This is a genomic window from Acidicapsa ligni (assembly GCF_025685655.1).
Taxonomy (GTDB): Bacteria; Acidobacteriota; Terriglobia; order Terriglobales; family Acidobacteriaceae; genus Acidicapsa; species Acidicapsa ligni.
In genome coordinates, this window is record NZ_JAGSYG010000003.1 from 738,526 (window position 1) to 758,093 (window position 19,568).

20 protein-coding genes are annotated in these 19,568 nt (G+C 56.1%); 9 read left to right on the forward strand and 11 right to left on the reverse strand.

The genetic code is table 11. The features are described 5' to 3' along the window. Positions 1 to 17: 17 nt before the first annotated feature. On the reverse strand, positions 18 to 1,721 hold the full coding sequence (gene lnt / locus OHL19_RS13350; RefSeq protein WP_263358193.1) for an apolipoprotein N-acyltransferase: 1,704 nt from the start codon (positions 1,719 to 1,721) through the stop codon (positions 18 to 20). A gap of 100 nt (positions 1,722 to 1,821) precedes the next feature. On the opposite strand from lnt, the gene OHL19_RS13355 reads away from it, so the two are divergent. The 3 genes from OHL19_RS13355 (at position 1,822) to OHL19_RS13365 (ending at position 5,020) form a co-directional block, all read left to right on the forward strand. Further along, a complete protein-coding gene (locus OHL19_RS13355) occupies positions 1,822 to 1,956 on the forward strand; it encodes a hypothetical protein (protein ID WP_263358194.1) in 135 nt (44 codons plus the stop codon). A 215-nt stretch (positions 1,957 to 2,171) separates the two neighbouring features. After that, the gene (locus OHL19_RS13360; protein WP_263358195.1) at positions 2,172 to 4,562 is read left to right on the forward strand and encodes an APC family permease; all 2,391 of its coding nucleotides are present in this window, start codon (positions 2,172 to 2,174) and stop codon (positions 4,560 to 4,562) included. Between the two features lie 212 nt (positions 4,563 to 4,774). Next, positions 4,775 to 5,020 carry a hypothetical protein gene (locus tag OHL19_RS13365; protein ID WP_263358197.1) on the forward strand — a complete coding sequence of 82 codons (246 nt, stop codon included), beginning with the start codon at positions 4,775 to 4,777 and terminating at the stop codon, positions 5,018 to 5,020. An 80-nt stretch (positions 5,021 to 5,100) separates the two neighbouring features. Here the strand turns inward: OHL19_RS13365 and OHL19_RS13370 are convergent, their stop codons facing one another. From OHL19_RS13370 to OHL19_RS13380, 3 genes are all read right to left on the reverse strand, one after another. Further along, complete coding sequence (locus OHL19_RS13370) at positions 5,101 to 5,811, reverse strand: metal-dependent hydrolase (protein ID WP_263358198.1); 711 nt, start codon at positions 5,809 to 5,811, stop codon at positions 5,101 to 5,103. 140 nt (positions 5,812 to 5,951) lie between these two features. Next, entirely contained in the window at positions 5,952 to 6,593 is a 642-nt protein-coding gene (locus tag OHL19_RS13375) for a methyltransferase domain-containing protein (RefSeq protein ID WP_263358199.1), read from the reverse strand. An 89-nt stretch (positions 6,594 to 6,682) separates the two neighbouring features. Further along, positions 6,683 to 7,084, reverse strand: coding sequence for a bactofilin family protein (locus OHL19_RS13380; RefSeq protein ID WP_263358200.1), 402 nt, complete (start codon positions 7,082 to 7,084; stop codon positions 6,683 to 6,685). Positions 7,085 to 7,197: 113 nt separating this feature from the next. Between OHL19_RS13380 and OHL19_RS13385 the strand changes: the two genes are divergently transcribed. Then, on the forward strand, positions 7,198 to 8,136 hold the full coding sequence (locus tag OHL19_RS13385) for a hypothetical protein (protein WP_263358201.1): 939 nt from the start codon (positions 7,198 to 7,200) through the stop codon (positions 8,134 to 8,136). A gap of 56 nt (positions 8,137 to 8,192) precedes the next feature. Here the strand turns inward: OHL19_RS13385 and OHL19_RS13390 are convergent, their stop codons facing one another. The 4 genes from OHL19_RS13390 to mazG form a co-directional block, all read right to left on the reverse strand. Next, complete coding sequence (locus OHL19_RS13390; protein ID WP_263358202.1) at positions 8,193 to 9,131, reverse strand: DUF2076 domain-containing protein; 939 nt, start codon at positions 9,129 to 9,131, stop codon at positions 8,193 to 8,195. A gap of 127 nt (positions 9,132 to 9,258) precedes the next feature. After that, a complete protein-coding gene (menC, locus tag OHL19_RS13395; RefSeq protein ID WP_263358203.1) occupies positions 9,259 to 10,383 on the reverse strand; it encodes an o-succinylbenzoate synthase in 1,125 nt (374 codons plus the stop codon). A 103-nt stretch (positions 10,384 to 10,486) separates the two neighbouring features. Continuing rightward, positions 10,487 to 11,317 carry a GNAT family N-acetyltransferase gene (locus OHL19_RS13400; RefSeq protein ID WP_263358204.1) on the reverse strand — a complete coding sequence of 277 codons (831 nt, stop codon included), beginning with the start codon at positions 11,315 to 11,317 and terminating at the stop codon, positions 10,487 to 10,489. Beyond that, positions 11,314 to 12,288: a nucleoside triphosphate pyrophosphohydrolase gene (gene mazG, locus OHL19_RS13405; RefSeq protein ID WP_396126765.1), complete on the reverse strand. Its 975-nt coding sequence runs from the start codon at positions 12,286 to 12,288 to the stop codon at positions 11,314 to 11,316. The genes OHL19_RS13400 and mazG overlap by 4 nt, the downstream gene beginning before the upstream one ends. A gap of 98 nt (positions 12,289 to 12,386) precedes the next feature. Here mazG and OHL19_RS13410 point away from each other — a divergent pair, with 98 nt between their 5' ends. Further along, positions 12,387 to 13,304, forward strand: coding sequence for a prepilin peptidase (locus OHL19_RS13410; protein ID WP_263358205.1), 918 nt, complete (start codon positions 12,387 to 12,389; stop codon positions 13,302 to 13,304). 30 nt (positions 13,305 to 13,334) lie between these two features. Here OHL19_RS13410 and OHL19_RS13415 read toward each other — a convergent pair whose 3' ends face one another. Together OHL19_RS13415 and OHL19_RS13420 are read right to left on the reverse strand one after the other, a co-directional pair. Next, positions 13,335 to 13,871: a DUF1569 domain-containing protein gene (locus OHL19_RS13415; RefSeq protein WP_263358206.1), complete on the reverse strand. Its 537-nt coding sequence runs from the start codon at positions 13,869 to 13,871 to the stop codon at positions 13,335 to 13,337. A gap of 155 nt (positions 13,872 to 14,026) precedes the next feature. Further along, positions 14,027 to 14,815: a tetratricopeptide repeat protein gene (locus OHL19_RS13420; RefSeq protein WP_263358207.1), complete on the reverse strand. Its 789-nt coding sequence runs from the start codon at positions 14,813 to 14,815 to the stop codon at positions 14,027 to 14,029. Between the two features lie 164 nt (positions 14,816 to 14,979). On the opposite strand from OHL19_RS13420, the gene OHL19_RS13425 reads away from it, so the two are divergent. From OHL19_RS13425 to recR, 4 genes are all read left to right on the forward strand, one after another. Continuing rightward, complete coding sequence (locus tag OHL19_RS13425; protein WP_263358208.1) at positions 14,980 to 15,477, forward strand: SET domain-containing protein; 498 nt, start codon at positions 14,980 to 14,982, stop codon at positions 15,475 to 15,477. A 137-nt stretch (positions 15,478 to 15,614) separates the two neighbouring features. Next, entirely contained in the window at positions 15,615 to 17,840 is a 2,226-nt protein-coding gene (dnaX, locus tag OHL19_RS13430; protein ID WP_263358209.1) for a DNA polymerase III subunit gamma/tau, read from the forward strand. A gap of 47 nt (positions 17,841 to 17,887) precedes the next feature. Continuing rightward, a complete protein-coding gene (locus OHL19_RS13435) occupies positions 17,888 to 18,214 on the forward strand; it encodes a YbaB/EbfC family nucleoid-associated protein (protein ID WP_263358210.1) in 327 nt (108 codons plus the stop codon). A 55-nt stretch (positions 18,215 to 18,269) separates the two neighbouring features. Further along, a complete protein-coding gene (gene recR, locus OHL19_RS13440; RefSeq protein WP_263358211.1) occupies positions 18,270 to 18,884 on the forward strand; it encodes a recombination mediator RecR in 615 nt (204 codons plus the stop codon). An 18-nt stretch (positions 18,885 to 18,902) separates the two neighbouring features. Here recR and OHL19_RS13445 read toward each other — a convergent pair whose 3' ends face one another. Then, the gene (locus OHL19_RS13445) at positions 18,903 to 19,274 is read right to left on the reverse strand and encodes a response regulator (RefSeq protein ID WP_263358212.1); all 372 of its coding nucleotides are present in this window, start codon (positions 19,272 to 19,274) and stop codon (positions 18,903 to 18,905) included. Positions 19,275 to 19,568 lie beyond the last annotated feature (294 nt).

The following is a 19,568-nucleotide window of genomic DNA, read 5'->3' on the forward strand; positions in this document are numbered from 1 at the left end:
AGTTAACGCCGGTGCGATCAGGCGGCTTTGGACGAAGATTCCGCAGCCTTTGGATACAGCAGCATGCGTCCCGACCACGCCAGCAACACCAGAGTCAGTATGGCACAAAGCCCCGGCAACAGGTCGCCGTGGAGCGTATAGAAGGTCAATGCCGAGTTGTAAGCGAAAAAAGCAGCGAGCGAATCCACCTGGTGCCGCGGAATGCTCTGCCGCACCGTTCCATACGGATCGATCGACGAGGTGACGCCGTTATTCGTATCCCGCAGCAGCCAGCGCCGGTTCTCGATAGCCCTCATGCGGGCCATATTCAGATGCTGCCACGGAGCGCTCGTATCCCCATACCAGCCATCGTCGCTGATGTTTACCAGAACTTCAGCACCGTTACGGGCGAACTGGCGGACCTCATCGCCGAAAACCGACTCGTAGCAAATAAAAATGCCATAACGGTGAGTATTGCCATCGGCAGATTTGAGGGGAAAGCTCTCACGAGAGCGTCCGGTACTCATGTCCGGCATGTCCTGGACAATTTTGTGAAGAAAGAAGAAGGCGCTGCGAAGCGGAATATATTCACCAAAAGGGACGAGATGAATCTTGTCGTAGCGGCCAATGAACTGGCCTTCCTGCGTGATCACCGAGGCCGAGTTGTAGACCAGATACTTGCGATTAGCCGGATCGTCGTCCATGCCCACCGTACCCACAATCATCGGAGAGTGATTTGTGCGGGCCAGTGCGGCCATGCCCGTTTGAAAACGTGGATCCATCTCACGAAAAGGCGCGGGCGACTCGGGCCACGCGATGAGACTGGTCGGCGGCACAGCGGTGCAATCGATATTGGCCACTACAGGCGCCCCAGTCTGCGGCATTCCAGCGAGATAGCCCTCGCAGGTCTCGCTCGCCAGCCTCTGAAACTCAGCCATGTGACGATCCCAGTCTGGTCCAGCCCAGGCATCGTCCGTGGCAACGTCCAGGTTAGGCTGCACCAGCATCGCAACCTGGCTGGTGGCCGGGTGTTGCGGGTGGACAAGAGTACCGGCCATTCCCAAAATAATCAGCGCCACACCCAGGACGGTGCATCTTCGATTTGCCGGGAATGAACCCGCGCCGCGAGACAAAACAAATCCAGCAACCAGCAGCGCGTTTACCGCCGCCAGGACAAAGCTGATCCCATAAACTCCAGTCCAGGGAGCAAGTTGCGAAAGCCAGGCGTTGTCCACCTGGGAATAGCCGAGCAGATCCCAGGGAAACTCGGGAATCCGGGCGAGAGCAAACTCCATCGCAGTCCACAGGAACGGAATCGCAACCAGCGTCAGCCACGTAACCCCATTGGATCGAGTGGCACGATGGATAATCGCGAGTACCAGTGCGAATGCTCCGAACCAGAACCCCAGATAAAGGCTGAAGAGCACCAGCGCCAGCACAGCCAACGGAGCATTCAACCCGGCATACAGATGCATCGTTCCGTAGACCCAGTAGCAGTTGGCGCCGAACCAGAGCGCTCCGCTGAGCCAGCCCGTCAGCAACGACCAGCCAAGTTGCCACCGAATCGACCGCCCCGCCTGCGTCACCGGCAGCCTGAGCACGGCCACAACCAGGGGCACAAGCGCAAACCAGGCAAAAACCGCTCGCCACGCAGGCAACGGACCGGCAATGGGAAATGGAAGGTCCAGCAGGAGGGCAGTAAGAGCTGCTGCTGCCAGTAATCGCCAGGGTATGCCGCGCATGGGGCTGAGTTTAGCAGAGCACTGGGCAAAATTTGGTTAGGTGGGTCTTAACTTGCTAAAAGCATTTGGCTCTGGATAAGCTCCGCCGTCGGAGGATACAATGATCGGCATGGTTCTTGGTCTATTCGTAATGCACGTCCTGGAAGTCATGTTCTTTGTAGGCATGGCCGGTTCGGCAATCGTCGTCGTTATCAGCTTTATTGAAGATGCCCAGGAACTTTTCGGCGAGGATTGAAAAAGGCTTTCTCTTCAAGCATTTCCGTGCAGAATTGGTTCCTGCAACGAAACAATAGCCCCAAAGATCTCCTCAACACCACTAACTTTTGATTGACGGGCTTCAGCGTCCGCACTAGACTCACCGCTGGGCGTGTGCGATTCGCCCCCAGAAATCTGACCGGAAAACGCACCAACGGAAGTTTGAAACAGGGCTCGGACGGCCGATTTTTATTCATGGGAACTCCAAAAACTACTCACGCACCAATCTCCGATCGCGTCCGGTTGGTTGTAGCGTCTTCGGTGATGCTCACCTTTATTTCGTTCTGGCGAGCCGCCGCAATTGTTCTGAACGACCTGGGCTCCTCAGCCTTTTACGCAGGTGGCATCGCTGAGCAGGCAGTCGGCAAAGCTGCACCCTGGTTCATCCTTGGAGTCATGCTCTTCTCCTTCGCGGTGCGCGCGGTGTATGTCGAGAGCTGCTCGATGTTTACCCGTGGCGGCGTCTACCGCGTTGTAAAAGAAGCTCTCGGTGGCACCTTCGCCAAGCTGAGCGTCTCTGCATTGATGTTTGATTACATCCTGACTGGTCCCATCTCAGGAGTTTCTGCCGGACAATACATCACGGGCCTGATCAATGAAATGATCACGGAATCCGCAAAACGCGGCTGGCTTCCCGTCGCGCTTTCTCCCACTGCAACCCACCCTCTCTTTCAGTTCAACATGAATCACACCTCGGCAGTTTTTGCGGCGGCTGTGACGATCTATTATTGGTGGGAAAATACCAAGGGCATTGAAGAGTCCAGCGAAAAAGCCATGAAGGTGATGCAGATCACCACCATCATGGTGGTCATTCTTCTGAGCTGGGGTGTGTACTCTGTCTATATGCAGGGCTCGCACCTGCCGCCGCTGCCGACCGCCAGCAACATGCACTTCAGTAGCGATGCATTGGGCTTCCTGCGGGGAACACCGTTCGTTCCCGTGCTGGGACTCTTCGGCATCCTGATGGCCTTTGGCCACTCTGTTCTGGCTATGAGCGGCGAGGAATCGCTAGCCCAGGTCAACCGGGAAATCGAGCATCCGAAACTCAAGAATCTGAAACGCGCCGCAATCGTCATTGCGATTTACAGCTTTGTTTTCACCGGCGGAGCAACCCTGCTGGCCTCCATGCTCATTCCCGATGGGCCGCGTACGCATACCTACCAGGACAACCTGATCGCTGGCCTGGCAATGTTTATGACCGGCCCGGACGTCCTCAAGATCTGCTTCCGCGTCTTCGTCGTCATCGTCGGGTTTCTCATCTTATCCGGAGCCATCAATACATCCATGATCGGCTCAACCGGCGTTTTGATGCGCGTCGCCGAAGATGGTGTGCTGACGGACTGGTTCCGCAAGCCTCATAAAAGATTTGGCACCAGTTACCGAATAGTAAACCTCGTTTTCATCATGCAGATGTTCACCATTATCGTCACGCGTGGCGATGTGATCATGCTGGGCGAGGCTTACGCGTTTGGAGTTATCTGGTCGTTTACTTTCAACAGTCTGGCCATGCTGGTTCTGCGCTGGAAATACAAAGGCGAACGCGGCTGGAAGGTTCCGCCGAACCTACGCATCGGCAAGGTTGAGATTCCAGTTGGCCTGGCCTCGGTCTTTCTCGTTTTGCTGGTCACGGCTATCGTAAATTTGTTTACGAAATCTGTAGCGACCGTCAGCGGCATTATCTTTGCCGCAACGTTTTTCGTAATCTTCTCTATCTCCGAACATAGAAACAAAAAGCAACATGCCTTGACAGCACGTCAGATGAAGGAACACTTTCAACTCGACCATCAGGACGTTGTAAATCGCGAGACAGTCGATGTAAGACCAGGCAGCGTGATGGTCACCATGCGCGATGCCGCCAATCCGTTCGCGCTTAAATGGGCTCTATCCCGCACCAGCACTGAAGAACAGGATGTCGTAGTACTTACGGTGCGCATGATGGGCGCAGGCGGTCCGGAGTATCTTGGACCGGAAGATCAGATATTCTCCGAGCACGAGCAGATGGTCTTTACCAAGGCTATCTCCGTTGCTGAAAGCTTTGGCAAGAAGGTTTCGTTACTCGTTGTTCCAGCAGGAGATATCTTTGCCGCGCTGGTGCAAACGGCCAACTCACTCGAAGTAGATTCGGTTGTATCTGGGCTCTCAAGCAAGATGAGCCCCGAGGAACAGGCCTTTCACATTGGTCAGGCATGGGAAGCATTGCCCGAACCAAAGCGCCAGATGAACTTCTATGTCATCAATCCATCCGGCGAATCGAAGGTCTACTATCTTGGCCCGCATGCTCCATCGCTGCGTCCTGACGATGTTCAATTAGTGCATCGCTTGTGGCTGAATCTACGCCGCGATCCTTCTATCCAGGATCTGCATCACAGCGACATTATTACTTATGCGCTGACTCGTCTCGCCAGCCAATACGCGCGGGATAAGCAGGAAATCATCAAGGATCTGCGCGGATACAAATCGGCGGATGCCCCGTCATCGGGCCTCAAACTGGGTACGCCTGAATCTGTTCTAAGTGGCAGCACCCTGGGAACCATGGCTCCTACTTCTCCCCGGCCTCGCGGCCTAGATAGCTCTGGCAAAGAGTAGTCGGGATACAGTATCTGGAGAGTTATTCGCTATCTTCGATTACGAAGCTAGTGAAAAAATGGCTTCTTTTTCGTATAACTTTGCGATGTTACGGCAAAAGGCCTACTTTAGGGTTTACAAACCCTACCGATGTTTCATACAAAGTAAATACGACCAGTGCTCTGAGTCTGAAAATTAGTCTCATAGAGGACTGGCGAAAATCAGGAGGAAGCATGCAACTTTCGAAGATTTTGGCTGAGATTGATCTGGAGATTTCTCGTCTGGAACAGGCTCGGTCTTTACTTGCAGGGGATAGTTCTACGACCACGAAGACCAGGAAAACGAAAGCGGTGGCTTCTGGTGTGGATGCTCCCACCAAACGCAAGAAGAAACGCAACCTGTCACCCGAAGGCCGCAAACGAATCGCAGAGGCTGTTCGTCGCCGTTGGGAGTTGCAGAAGAAAGCTGCAGGAAGGTAGCATCCCCCGCAAATATGAAATTGGATAGAAGAGGGCGCGTGCATGGCACACGGCCCTCCCCCAATTTTTCGGCTGTAGATTTATTTCTGGAAAGTCTGGCCCGGCTCCCATGATTCAACCAGTTCAGGCTGCTTCAAAATTTGCGCCAGTTCCTGCGGAGTTCCCTTGAGTGGGGGAAATGTTCCCCAATGTATCGGAAGAACGATCCTGGGTTGCAGCAAGCGTGTAGCCACCGCTGCTTCCTTTGGCCCCATGGTGTAGAAATCGCCAATAGGCAACAATGCGATAGTCGGCGCGTAGATATCGTGAATAAGGGACATGTCACCAAAGACCGACGTGTCTCCCGCATGGTAGAGCACAGGACCGCCAGCAATCGTGAGAATGAATCCCGCTGCCTCTCCCAGGTAAAGTGAAACTCCGCCCTCATCGATGCTGGAAGAGTGCTTGGCATCGACCATGGTCACATCGACGCCCGGTAATTGCACAGTACCGCCGAGATTGATTCCGATAGTGGATGCAGCCCCTTTGCCGGCCATATATCCAGCCAATTCCACGATGGCGATGATTGTAGAGCCATGTTTAGTCGCGACGGGAATAGCATCTGCCGTGTGATCGAAATGCGCATGGGTTAGCAGCACATAATCAATCTTCTCTGGCAAAACAAAACCTTTAGGATATTTAGGATTGTGCTCGATGAAAGGATCGATCAGCAGATTTGTGCCGTTGGGCAATTGAACGAGCACAGTAGCGTGCCCAAGCCAGGTGATTTTGGTTCCATTAGATAAGCTCACGAATTTCTCCCTAAAATTAAAATTGATAGAACTAATTGATCGAATACATGGATGAAGCTACATGGACGGAACTAGGTGAATGGATCAAGGACAAGCAGCCCCAGAAACCGGCTTGGCAGTATGCCCCAGTGGTTAGATGTCTAACGAACGATAATCGCTTCGGAGACTCCATCTTTAGCTAAAAACTGCTTTAGGCCTGACCAGTCCGCGAAGAGGCGCTCGATATTGCGATTCGTCAGAGCACGCTGTTGCTGCACCGATTGAGCAAGCTGCAGCTCAACATCGTCCGCAGGCGTGATGTGAAAGCGATGATAAGGTGCGTGCTCCGGTTCGAGCTTCGTATGAAAAAGGGCTATCAACTGGCCACCCTGCTCCATCGAACGATGAAGGGCCTGTATAACGGGAACAACGAGAGCCTCTGGCAGATAGTCCAGAGTCGTCCAAAGCAGAATCATGTCGAAGGTGCGCCCCGAGAAGTGGAGATTCTGCTTGGAAAAGCCTTCTGTGTCCCAGACCTGCTTTCCGTCCTCATCAATTCCCTTTTGCCACTCTCCAGTAAACGCGTCTTCAATCAGATCGGCCATATAGACGCTGTGGCCAAGGCTGGTGAGGTAATTGATGTTGTTCGGAGACGTGCTGCCCACATCCAGTACGCGCAGCCCCGGCTCGGATGCAAGACGCTTGCGCAGCATGCCCCAACCGCCCGAATGGCGCGGAACTCTGGGCCCACCACCAGCATTCGCGCCGGATGAGCCCTGCCTGTCAAACAGTTTTCCGAGCATGGTCACTGCCTCCGGAGACTCCGTGGTCCGCATCTGTTCCGTCCGGAAACGAATATAGCGAAGTCTGGTTCGTCACCCAACCCGCCCTGTTAAAACAGTCCGCTGGGTTGTGCAGCATCGGCAGAGGCTGCTCCCGCCTCTGCGCCCTTGGCCGGGGTTTGCGCCTGGGTCAGATCGACCTTGCCGCGAAATACGGCATTGTCTTCAATCGCCAGTCGCAGGGCGCGTACATCGCCAATCATCTGGCATCCGGCGCGCAGTTCCACGCGGCCGGTAGCAAAGATGTTGCCCTGCACCTGCCCCTGCACAAGAACATCCTTCGCAGTCAGGTCAGCAGCCAGCACGGCGTTGGGACCAATGGTGAGCCGGCTCTCGCTGAGGCTGATCGTGCCCTCAACGCGTCCGTCGACAAAGAGATCTTCGCTTCCCTTAACTTCTCCGCGAATGAGAACAGATTTACCGATTCGTGCGGGTGTGTTATCCACTGCCATTGGCTCAATCCTCTTAAGGGTCCATCATGGATCCCTGCCCGCACTATAACAACCCCGGGGGGACATCACAAAACAGTTGCAACGACACGGCCTAAACTGCGTCTAAAAAAGGAATGTCCACACTCCCCCAGCAAACAATCTCCAGGTATGCCAAAGCGCACGCGCTGCACTCATCCGGCTACCGGAACAGGTATCGGAACATCGGACTTCTGCTGGCCATATGTTTTGGGTGGAGATTCGCCGCACTGTCACAGAACACCCCAGCTCCCGCTCTTTCTACGGCTGAAACACAGGCGCTGGTGCAGCGTGTCCTGCATACGGAACTGGAGGCGGCACAGGACACCAGCCACCCCATGCAATATCAGCTACGCAAAGCGAGCCCACGATTTACCTCGACCAAGCTGCTCGTCGAGACCAAGGATGGAGACGTCGCACGACTGATTGCCGTCAATGACCAGCCGTTAAGCGCAGAGGCTCAGCAGAGCGAAGCGGTTCGTCTGCAAGGTCTTCTCGCTGACCCCGGTCTGCAGCGGCATCGCAGGGAGCGTGAGCAGGGCGATACAGAGCGCGCCCGCAAAGTCATGCAGGCGCTACCCGATGCCTTTGTGTATCAATACGCCGGAATAGTCGACACCCCGCAAGGCCCCAGCTACAGGATGACCTTCCAACCCAATCCCAACTTCGATCCTCAGGATTTAGAAGCGCAGGTGCTCAAAGCCATGGCCGGCGAATTGTGGATTGATGTTGCCCAGCAGCGAGTTACGCGGCTGGAGGGCAAGCGCATCCACGACGTTGCCTATGGATGGGGCCTGTTAGGCAAGCTGGACCAGGGCGGTACTCTACTGCTTGAGCAAGGGGACGTCGGCAATCACCAGTGGCGCACCTTGCACATGGTGCTGGTGATGAACGCACGCGTGTTACTGAAGTCCATCAAGCTCGACACCACGCTCGAACTCTCCCAATTCCAGCCGGTTGCCAACGGCATCAGCTATCAGCAGGCAATTGAGATTTTGAATTCGCAGCAAGCCAAGCCATCAAAAGCGGGAAAATAGTCCGCAAGAAAAGAGGGACAAGCTCGCGCCTGTCCCTCTTTCGCTGGGATTCCGTTTTAGAGAATGCCGTCGTTGCCGCTGTCAAAATTGCCGTTGTCATCGGCAGTACTGTTTGAGTCGTCAAAGCTGGAGTTATTGTCAAAGTTGGACTGTGAGTCACTCCAGCTCGCATCAGAAAACTGACCGTCCTGCTGACTCGCGCTCTCGTGAAAATGGCCGCCATGTTCCCCATGCTCTCCACCGCCACCGGGAGAGTCGTAATAGTTATTCACGACCGTCTCTTCGACAGGGCGCTCGAATCCCATACCGCCGCCCATCAAACCAGGCCCCATGCCCATCCCTATGCCGGGCATGCCCCAGCCTCCCATGCCATAACCCATGCCAGGATGACCGAAGCCACCATGCAGCAGCGCTTCCACTCCCTCAAAAGCCAGTGCTCCGGCAGCAACTCCCGCAGCCGTCTGCGCTGCGGAGCGCAAAAAGCTCGGCGGCCCCGATGCGGCAGGAATATATTGCGGACCACCATAAGGCTGCCCCTGGTATGGCTGGTTAGCATACGGTTGGCCATACGGAGGGTTTTGATACTCTGCCTCAGCCTGCGGACTGTAGACAGGCTGATAAGGCGGTTGTTGAGGCAATGGCGGCGGCTGAGGGTCGCGATGGCCAAGCAGGTTTCCGAGAAAACTGGTGGCGTGAGCCGGCTGCTGAGCCTGTTGATCCAGTTGCTGCTGCAAGCGCCTTGCCTGCTCCTGCACAGCCGTAAGCTGCGTGTGCGCCTGCTCCAGGGCAATGTTCTGCACCAGCACCGATTGCGCCAGCACGTAAACAGCATCGGGATTAGGCGCAAAGCCTCGCTCCAGGAGCGTAGCCGCGTCCGGGTCTTTTTCTGTCAATTGTGTTGAATTCACTCGCTCGACGAGCGAGTTGAGCATCTGTTCTTCCTGAGAAGTCACGGATCGATCCTCCAGCGGCTGCCTGCCAGCGATTACTGGCATTGAACGCGAGCCGCTTCTCTTCATTGAGACGCAAGCCCACACTCAAAGTTGCACCGCATATAGAACTACGCCAGATCTGTGCGCCGAGTTCCAATTCGCAGAAGAGACAGCGACCTGCAAATTACACTCAGCCGACGAGTGCGTGGGCGCGAATCTCCTGCTTGCGAACCGTCAGCCGTTCGACCAGGTCGGTGCGTACTTCAAAACCGCGTCCCGGCTCGGTTGAAATCGCAATCTCACCCTGCGCCGAAACAGTCACCTCCGGCTCGATGATGTCCTCAGCCCAATAGCGCTTGGATGCGGAAACATCGCCGGGTAGAGAGAAGTTTTCGAGCGTCGAGAGAGCGATGTTATGCGAACGTCCGATACCCGCCTCCAACATACCTCCACACCAGACAGGAATGCCCCGTTCATAGGCCGCGTTGTGCACCGCAACCGCCTCGGAAAAGCCGCCAACGCGCCCCAGCTTGATGTTGATGATGCGGCAGGACTCCATCTCGATAGCTGCCAGGGCATCGCGCCGATTGCGAATCGACTCATCCAGGCAAATGGCTGTATCGAGGCGTTTTTGCAGCATGGAGTGGTAATAGAAATCGTCATACCAGAGAGGCTGCTCGACCATCAGCAGATCAAAGCTGTCGAAGGAAGCAAGATGATCGGCGTCCTTCAGGCGATACGCGGAGTTTGCATCGCAGCTTAAAGTGATTTCCGGAAAGCGTGCGCGAACTTTTTCGAATACCTTTACATCCCAGCCAGGCTTGCACTTCAGCTTGATGCGCTGATAACCGGCAGCAACCTCGCGATCAATGAGATCAAGCAGTTCCGCCACCGAAGGCTGAATGCCGATGGAGACACCGCAAGGAATCGCCTCGCGAACACCGCCCAGCAACTGGCTCAGAGAAATGCCCTTGCGCTGCGCTTCAAGGTCCCAGATGGCGTTTTCGAGCGTCGCCTTGGCCATGCGGTTGCCGCGAACTAGCCCTAAGATTCGCGGGCATTGCCCACCGTTTTCCGGGGACGTCGCAGCAAGCATCGGACCGAGTTCCTGGACAATAACCTGCCAGCAGGAATCGACCGACTCTTCAGAGAAATGTGGATGCTCTCCAGCAGTACACTCACCCCAGCCAATCAGGCCCTCGGAATGAATCTCCGCGAGCAGGACGCGACGATCGGTGGTGATTCCAAAACTGGTCTGAAACGGACGCACGAGCGGCAGATTCAACTCGCGGAGATAGATGGCATCAATTTTCATATAGGTTTAGTCCTGGCTGCGAATCCTGGCTGACAAATGAATAGCCGTCACATTTCGTAGGCAATCGATGGATAGAGATTTGGCCTCGCGATCTGGCTGACGACTATGGTTGTTCGGATGAGGAAATAGGGCGAGGATCGGGCTCGATCCACTTTCCAAGATGAAATATTCCGTTTCCTTCCGCATCGCGGGTGAAGGCCACGACGGCCAGCCCCTGAGAAAATGCCTGCTGAAAATGCAGACGATTTTCCGCCTGCACCTTTCGTGCCTGATCCCGTTGCTGATCGTCAGCCTTCCATTGGTAGATGGCGGCCGGTACTACGATTTCCTCTGTTGCAGCTTCTACTGACGCTGGAGCCCCTTCGATTGTCGCAAGTACGCGTGGGGAGGATAGCCACCACTCCGCCACCAGGCGGTCCGTGGGCAAGCCACCCTGCAATCGAGATGAGGATACACCATAAAAGTCCGGAATATAGGTACGAACTATCGCTCCGAGCTTATGAATGTTGAGAAAAGAATTTTTGATCTCCAGCGGATCGAAGGTCCACTCCATGCGGGTAAAGCCACGCGAACGGGCCTCATCTCGCTGGGCCAGCTTGAGCCGGGAGCCGATACTGCGGTCGCGATAGCCTTCCTTTACTGCCAGCATGTGCGAGTGCAGGTAGCTCTCCGGCCTGCCTGTCGAGGACTTGACGCCGGTTTTCACGCCTGGCAGCGAGAACGCGAACCCTATCAGGGATGCGGCATTTCCCTGCTCTGAAGCGTCAGGGAGATCGGTGTCGAAGGCGCCGATAACCTGCCCGCCGATTTTCTGAGCGACAAGAAAAACGCGGCGAGGAATGACATCTCCATCGCTGTAGCCCCAGACCTCAATCTGGAGATCCACGCACGCTTGCAACTCGTCAAAGCCCTGGCAGGATCGAATGAGAATCAAGAAAATTTCTCCCTGACTGAATCCATAGCTGGGTCAATAGCGGGGGCAACGGTTGAGTGAGAAGTTGAGTAGGCCTGATCCGCCAGCGTGCGCTTGGCGCCGATCCAAAGTGCTTCCAATTGCTCTGGCGCGAGTTCTGAAAGCGGGCGGTCCGTGGCCAGTTCCATCTGGCGAAAGCGCTGCCGAAAACGAACGTTCGTTCCACGCAGGGCCATCTCCGCATCGACGCCCAGATGACGGCCAAGATTAACCGCTGTGAACAACAAATCACCGAATTCCGCTTCCACTGCCGGCTGGCGCGCGGGATCGTTCGGGAGAGCCTCAGCTTCAACGATCAGCTCCGCGGTCTCCTCATCGAGCTTCGCCAGCAGATCGCGCCAGTGGCTCCAGTCAAAGCCCACTTTAGCCGCCTTGGAACTAATCTTTGCCGCCTCCGCCAGGGCAGGCTGGGAACGCTGCACCGAATCCAGAAGTGAAGCTTCCTGCTGGTCTTTGCTGGCGGATTGCTTCTCCGCGAGCTTGATCTGCTCCCAGTTGGCCAGCACTTTTGCAGCCGAACCATCAACCTGCCCATCGACATTCGCCTGATTTCCAGCAGCAGCCGACGCCTCGTCGCCAAAGACATGTGGATGGCGGCGAATCAATTTACGGTTCAGAGTTTGAAGCACGTCGGCGATGGTAAAGTGTCCTTCATCCGCAGCCATTTGCGAGTAAAAAAGCACCTGCAACAGCAAATCGCCAAGCTCTTCCTTCAGATTAGGCCAGTCACGGCGTTCAATCGCGTCGAGGACTTCGTAGGTCTCTTCGAGCGTATGCTTGCGAATCGAATCGAAGCTCTGTTCCTGGTCCCACGGACAACCGTCAGGGCCCCGCAAGCGAGCCATGATCGCGACAGATTCAGCGAAGGCTGTGGGTGCTTCTGCAGGGACAATTGCGGAAGGCTCACAAATATTGCTGGAGATTGGCTCCATAACAATACTGTAACCTGCGAGTGGGGCCAGCACGAAGCAGGTAACCAGTTCTCGAACGGCGCTGAGTTGCCTGCCGTCTATAGAAACAGCGGGAAAGTGTGACTAGAATTTTCAGCGAAATAGAAGTTGCCGGGGCGGTCTTTGCAGGATTGCTGGGTCTGGCGTTCGGCAGTTTTTTGAACGTCTGCCTCTCTCGTCTGCCCGAAGGCGAAAATATCGCATGGCCCGGCTCGCACTGCCGCACCTGCGATCACACCCTCGCGTGGTGGGAAAACCTTCCTCTCCTGAGTTGGATCATCCTCCGTGGCCGCTGCCACACCTGCCGCGACTGGATCGGCTTCCGCTATCCGCTCGTAGAGCTGGCCGTTGGACTCTGCTGGGCAGGCTGCTGGCTTAAATTTGGCCCGGCCTTATTTGTCCTTGGCGATGCACCGCACCAGCCAGCCTGGGGCATCGTTTCGCTACTCGGCTCTCTTCTGCTCTGCTGGCTGCTGGTCGCGCTTGCGGCACTCGACGCGGAGTATTTCTGGCTGCCGGATTGGGTAACGCTACCCGGTATTGGACTTGGCTTCATCTTCACATTGCTGCAGTTTCGTCCAGGGTTGGAGCATCCGATATTTTTCCTGGATGGACCACAGACGCTCACGCAAGCTGCATACTGGTCGGGTATCGGAATCCTCGCCGCCGCTGGACTCGTTCTCGCCATCCGGCTTGCCTACTGGCTGGTTCGCCGCAAAGAAGGCATGGGACTTGGCGACGCAAAACTCATGGCTATGCTGGCAGCGTGGCTGAGCCTGCCCGCAGCTTTCGAAAGCTTTGCATTAGCCATTCTCGGTGCGACGGCCTTCGCGATTGTGTGGTTTGCTTTCGCAGCAATTCGCAACCGCTCTCAGACCTCCGAAGGATGGGCGCAGATCCCGTTGCCGCTGGGAACATTTCTCTGCCTCGCCGCTCTTACGCAGATCTTTTATCCCAACTGGCTCTGGATCGCGTGGAGCCGGATATTCCTGGCCTGATCTCCAATACTGATGCCCAACACGGCCCGGCTACACCCGGCTCGCACTACGCGCGTTTTGAATTGCCTTGTGCAACTGGGATGCATGATGGCGAGCATGAATTGCGTGATAGCGACGCCACTCATCTATGCGCATCACTCCAAAAAACGGATGCTCTCCGCATGCCTGTATGCCAAACTTCTTTCGCCCTGCCACGAGCAGGCTATCCATCTCTTCGGCCGCCGCCAGGAAGCGCGCAGCAATAGCCGGCCCGGCTTCCGGTGTGTATTCCAAAGGACGCACCGCAAGCATTGCAGGCACGCCTCTCGGCATGTATCCCAGGCCCAGAGTCTGAGCGCGAAGCAGAAACTTCAGCAGCCTGCGGTGGTTTTTAACCACACGCCCCGACTCTAACTGTCGGCTGACCGAATTTGACGTGAGTTTATAGGTCAGTATGAGGTGTTCGATGATCTGTTGGGGCGACCAGCGATCCTGTCCAGGCAATGGATGAGCCTGGGCTTCTTCTTTACTTACGGTAGCGATCTGTGTCGCCAATGGTTGAAGGGCGGACTTTAGAACTGGGTGCATAAAAGATATACGTCGATCTTCTTTCCACCTTGGTTTATGCCTGTGAGCTCAGACACGACTGCAAGGATATGTCATAAAGTTAACCGTTGGCTGCAACGAATTAATACAAATAAAAATTAGGCTTCGTACTGTACGAGCCCGCTAGCTCAATATTGCTATTTGGGTAAGTTTACACCCTGAGTCTGCGCGGCTGGCTTCGCAGATTCTATCTCATCAAGCGCTTTACGAGCTGCGCGGCTGTGCGGACCGTCCGGGTCGTAGGTGAGGAACAGCTTGTAATGAGCGCCTGCCTTATCGAGAAGATTTAAATGGCGCTCAGCTTCGGCCAATCCCCACACAGCATCTTCGTTCTCCGGATCCAGCCGATAAGCATCCTCGAAGCGGAACTGCGCGCCTCGCCAGTTTTTACTGCTCAAATTAAATTCGCCGACATTGATGTCTTCGCTCAACACCTGGGCCCTGGTTTTCGTTTTGATGGAACTGCCAGCCTTGGCATCTGTGCTGCTCTCATCCCCCATCGGCTTCAAACCTGCGCGGCTCGAACTGAATCCGTCATTGGCCGCGTCCCCCTGCGGATCGGGCGAGCGCACAGGATCGCCATCCGTATTGGGATTTCCATAGTGCGACTGGGAAGGCGAATAATCAGGACGGCCGGAATGCCCCGCTCCCGGATCAGGATCGACCGGAATGATCGGAGCATTGGTATCCTCGCCAGGAAACGGATTCTGGCTTCCCGAGGCTGGCGGCACTGGATTCGTTTTGTCTGGCGGCAGCGGATTCGGTTGCGCCTGGCCCTGCTGCTTTTGCGTTGAATCCTCAGGAAACGGATTGTCCTGCTGGCTCGGCGGCGGCGCCTGCTGTTGAGATTGCGCCATCAGTTGAGGCACACCCACCGCTCCGCACACGCCCGCCGCGAGTACCAGTGACCCTATTCGAATTGGCAATCTTTCCAGCAATTTCAGCACTGTTTCTCTCACCCAGCCCCTGCAATGTTAGGATGCGTTTCTAGGAGACAAAATACTCCTGAATCACGTCAACACCCCACAGCCATCATTTCACTAGACAACTGAAAACCGCTCTACTAACAGGATATTGGATCACGCCCACTATGGCACTCATCGTCCGCTCGTCTGCCATCCACGCTGCCGGTTGCTATACCACCGCAGCCGTCCGTAAGGGAGAACGCCTGGCCGAATATACCGGTCGGCGCATAACCAAAGAAGAGGCCGACGTCCTCTACCAGGATTACCCCGTCACCTATCTGTTTGGACTGGGCGACGGCGCCATAGTCATAGACGGTTTTTGTACGGCAATGTTTATCAACCACAGTTGCGAAGGCAATTGCGAGACCGCCGAAGAAGATGGCCGCGTCTGGATCACGGCGATTCGCGACATTCTCGCTGGCGATGAAGTCACCTACGACTACTGCCTCTACGACGGCGGAGACGACCCTTGCACCTGCAACTGCGGCTCAAAACTCTGCCGGGGTTCCATGTATTCCGATGAAGAGTTGAAGCGTCGCCGGGCAGAAGCACGCAAAATCGGGCAACGCAAAAAACGCGGCAAGCGCAAAGCCCTCAAGACCAAAAGCAAAAGTGCCAAGTAAACGGTAGCGGACTAGCCAGGGTCCGCTATGACCCGTTTCCAACCGTTGACAAGTAGTTTTATCGCAGTTTTCCACCTTCGCGGCAAATCACCGCCAAGGCGTAAAACGATACAATCGAGCTAGGAGAGCTTGCAGCTATGGGGTATCAGGTACTGGCACGGAAATACCGTCCGCAGCGTTTTGCGGATGTCGCCGGGCAGGACCATGTCACTCGCACCCTGACCAACGCTCTTACACAACAGCGCATCGCGCACGGCTACATCTTCTCCGGCCATCGCGGCATCGGCAAGACCACCATCGCCCGCATTCTGGCGCAGGCGCTCAATTGCCGCAACGTCATCGGATCCGACCAGCGCCCAACAGCCGAACCCTGCGGCGTGTGCGATTCCTGCATTGAGATTCGCCAGGGCAACGCCGTAGACGTCATCGAAATCGACGCAGCCACCAACCGCGGCATCGACGAGATTCGCGAGCTGCGCGACGCCGCCCGCTACTCGCCGTCCCGCGACCGCTACAAGATTTATATCCTCGACGAAGCCCATCAAATCACCGATGCCGCTTTCAATGCGCTCCTCAAGACACTCGAAGAGCCGCCCGCGCACGTGATCTTCATGATGGCCACGACCGAGCCGGAGAGCATTCCACAGACGATCCGCTCTCGCTGTCAGCACTTCAGTTTTCACGCCGTAAAGTTCGACGATATCTTCGCCCAGCTCAAGGCCATCTCCCTGCAGGAAGATGTAATCACCGAGGATGCCGCTCTTGCCCTGCTCGCCGAAGCCGGTGATGGATCGATGCGTGACGCGCTCTCCATCATGGATCAGGCAATTGCATCCGCTCCCGTCGAAAATGGCAAAGCCGTTTTACAGACGGACCAGATTCGCGAACTCATGGGCTCGGTTCCCAATGCGGTTTTTGAGCGCCTCATGGAAGCAGTCAGCGCCCAGCAAAGCGCACGCTTGATGGAAGACCTCGATAAGCTTCTCGCATCCGGCAACAGTCCGTCAGCCCTGGCCCGGCAAATGGTGCGGTATCTGCGCAACTGTCTGATGGCCAAGCTGGGCGGCGAAAACACCGGCCTGCTTGAGATTGCCTACGACGAACGCGCCCGTGCCGCACGAACGGCACTTCTCTTCACCGAAGAAGAACTGACTCGCAACCTGCAGATTGTCCTGCGCACCTTTGACGAGTTGAATTACCGGCAGGAGCAACGCTTTCACCTGGAACTCGGCCTGCTCAAGCTGATTCAGGCGCAGCGTCTACTGCCGATGGAAGAGATTCTCAGCGGACTGGCCAGCCAGGCCAGCCCAGGCACGCGGCGTCCATCCGCTCCGGCAGCATCGCCAGCGCGCAATGCATCCCAGCCCTCGTCGCCCCAGTCCGCGCCCGCTTCACGCGCATCTGCTCCAGCAGCGGCTCCGGCGCCACCTGCCGCGCCTTCACTTTCGCCCTTCGCCCAGAGCAATCAACGGTCTGCCGATGTTTCCACATCCCGTTCCAGTGCTCCGGTTCGCGATGTGCCCAATGCTTCCAGTTCGCGAGAGCCGCTTACACAGTCGCTGCGAGAACCCGGAGTTACCCCGATCTCGCAGTCTCCCAGCCCTCTGACGCCGATTGCCGTCTCGAACTACACCCTCGGCAGCGTCAGCGAAACCCTGACCGAGGGATCGCTGGCTCGCGTCGCCGTCGCTACGCCGGAAGAAAAAGCCACACAATCCAAATCAGAACAAACAGGCCAGGTCGAGTCTTCCAGCCCGGAAACCAAACTCGAAATCGTTCCCGATATTGCTGCTGAAATTCCAGCTCCGATTGCTTCCATGCCGGCTGCTTCCATGCCGGCTGCTCCCGAGCCGACTGCTGCCAAGCCAATTGCACAGCCCGCAGCCCCGCCGATTCCCGTCGACACGATTGCGTCCAGTGCCGCTCCCAGCCCAGCAATTGCAACACCAGCGGCCACAGCCATCAGCAGCGCCGATGAAGATAGAATCGCCGAGGTTCGCTCCGCCGTAGCGCAGGCGCTTGAGGCCGGTGGACACGCAACCGCCGCCACCCTGATCGACGACGGCAAATGGACAATCGAAGCCAGCAGCGTTCGCATCGAAGTAGGTGCGAAGGCAACCATGATTCGCCTGACATTCAACGCTGCAGCCGAGAAGTTCATTCGCCAGGGATTGACCCAGGCTGGAGCACCGACACGTTTCATGATCGTGCCGGGCGAGAATCCGACAAGCTCCAGCTCCACAAGTCGCCGCGCTCCACAGGGCAGCGTCGACGCAGAAGCCCGCCAACATCCACTGGTGCTGAAAGCGCAAGAGCTTTTCAAAGCCGAAGTCGTCAGCGTGGTCGATCTACGAGAAAAGTAGGATGCACTCAACCCCTGCCGAATAAGTGAAAGCAGAACGGAGCTATCATGTTTAATCCACTCAAAATGCAGGAGATGCTCTCCCAGGCAAGCCAGATGCAAGAAGAGGTTCAGCGCAAGCTGAGCCAGACCGTTCTGGAAGGAAGCAGCGGAGGCGGAGCAGTCACAGCCACCATGAATGGCAAGAAGCAGCTTCTCAAGATTCACATCGATCCCGCTGCCACGGTGAGCCTGACCGGCAATGCAGCAGATGTGGAAATGTTGGAAGACCTGATCGTTGCCGCAGTCAACGACGCCGGACGGCGAGCCGAAGAAGCGCTCCAGGGGCAACTGAAAGGGATGCTCGGCGGTCTGAATCTGCCCGGCGCAGACTAAGCTCAACCTGTAACCATCTTTTAGATCATTCAGATACCAGGAAAAGGTAAACCACATGTCACGGTATGCCGAGCCGATGGCACGGCTGATAGAGGAACTGAAAAAGCTGCCCGGCGTTGGAACAAAAAGCGCACAACGCTTTGCCTTCCACGTGCTGCGTTCCTCCGATGAAGACGCCAGGGCGCTCGCGGACGCGGTTCGCGAACTCAAGGCCAGCCTGCGCCTATGCTCCATCTGCAATAACGTGACCGACACCGACCCCTGCGCGTATTGCACCAGCCCGGTGCGCAACCTCAGGATGATTTGCGTAGTGGAAGAACCAACCAACATCGCATCCGTGGAGAGAACCCGCAGCTACCAGGGCGTCTACCACGTGCTGCATGGGACACTATCGCCTTTACATGGCATTGGCCCCGATCAACTGCGCGCGGCAAATTTGCTGGCACGTGTGGAGCGGGGTGAAGTGGATGAAGTAATTCTGGCGACAAGTCCGACATTGGAGGGCGAAGCAACGGCAAGCTGGCTGGCTGCTGCCTTACGCGCTCAGGCCATCGTCGGCCAACCCATCAAAATCACGCGCATAGCCACCGGCGTCCCAGCCGGAAGCGATATTGAATATGCGGATGAAGTGACCATGTCGCGTGCCATGGAAGGCAGGCGGGAGCTGTAGACAGCCCGCTGTTGCAAATCAGCTACGCAGACGCGCCAGCAGATCCTGTGGATGGACCGGCTTGGCCAGAATCTCAAATTCATAGCCTTGCGTACGGGCCTTTTCAAGCAGATCGGCTGTAGCAGCCTGCCCCGAAAACAATAGGATCTTGATCGACGGCAGCAACTGGCGAATGCGAATTGCCGCATCGATGCCATTGAGGCCGCCCATGATCACGTCAGAAATCAGCATGTCCGGCTGAAACTCGCTCGCCAACTCAACAGCTTTTTCGCCGGTATAGGCTACGCGCGCCTGAAATCCACTCTGGTTGAGAATCATGGCCAGCGTATCTGCGATGACTCGTTCGTCATCGGCAACCAGCACCTTCGGTTTCGTTATGATGTCAGGCATGGACCCTCAAAACAATGTAGTGGCGCAACTTCTCGCCTGAACTTCCGCCAGAAACGCAAAGTAAAGCACGCAGTGACGTCATCGAAAAATGCCCAGGCTGGCTGAATGGACAAAGGAACATTCGGATTGCACTAGAAGAATGATACGCTGTGGCGAGAGATCAGCGACATAATTGCCCTTCTTTTGTTCACCCCGTGCCAGATTTCAAAACCTTTTCAATACTCCAAGGCATCTTTAGTTTAACCACGCAGCGACACAGCGGTTAAGTTCGTCTGGCGGAACACGGGTTGCTCA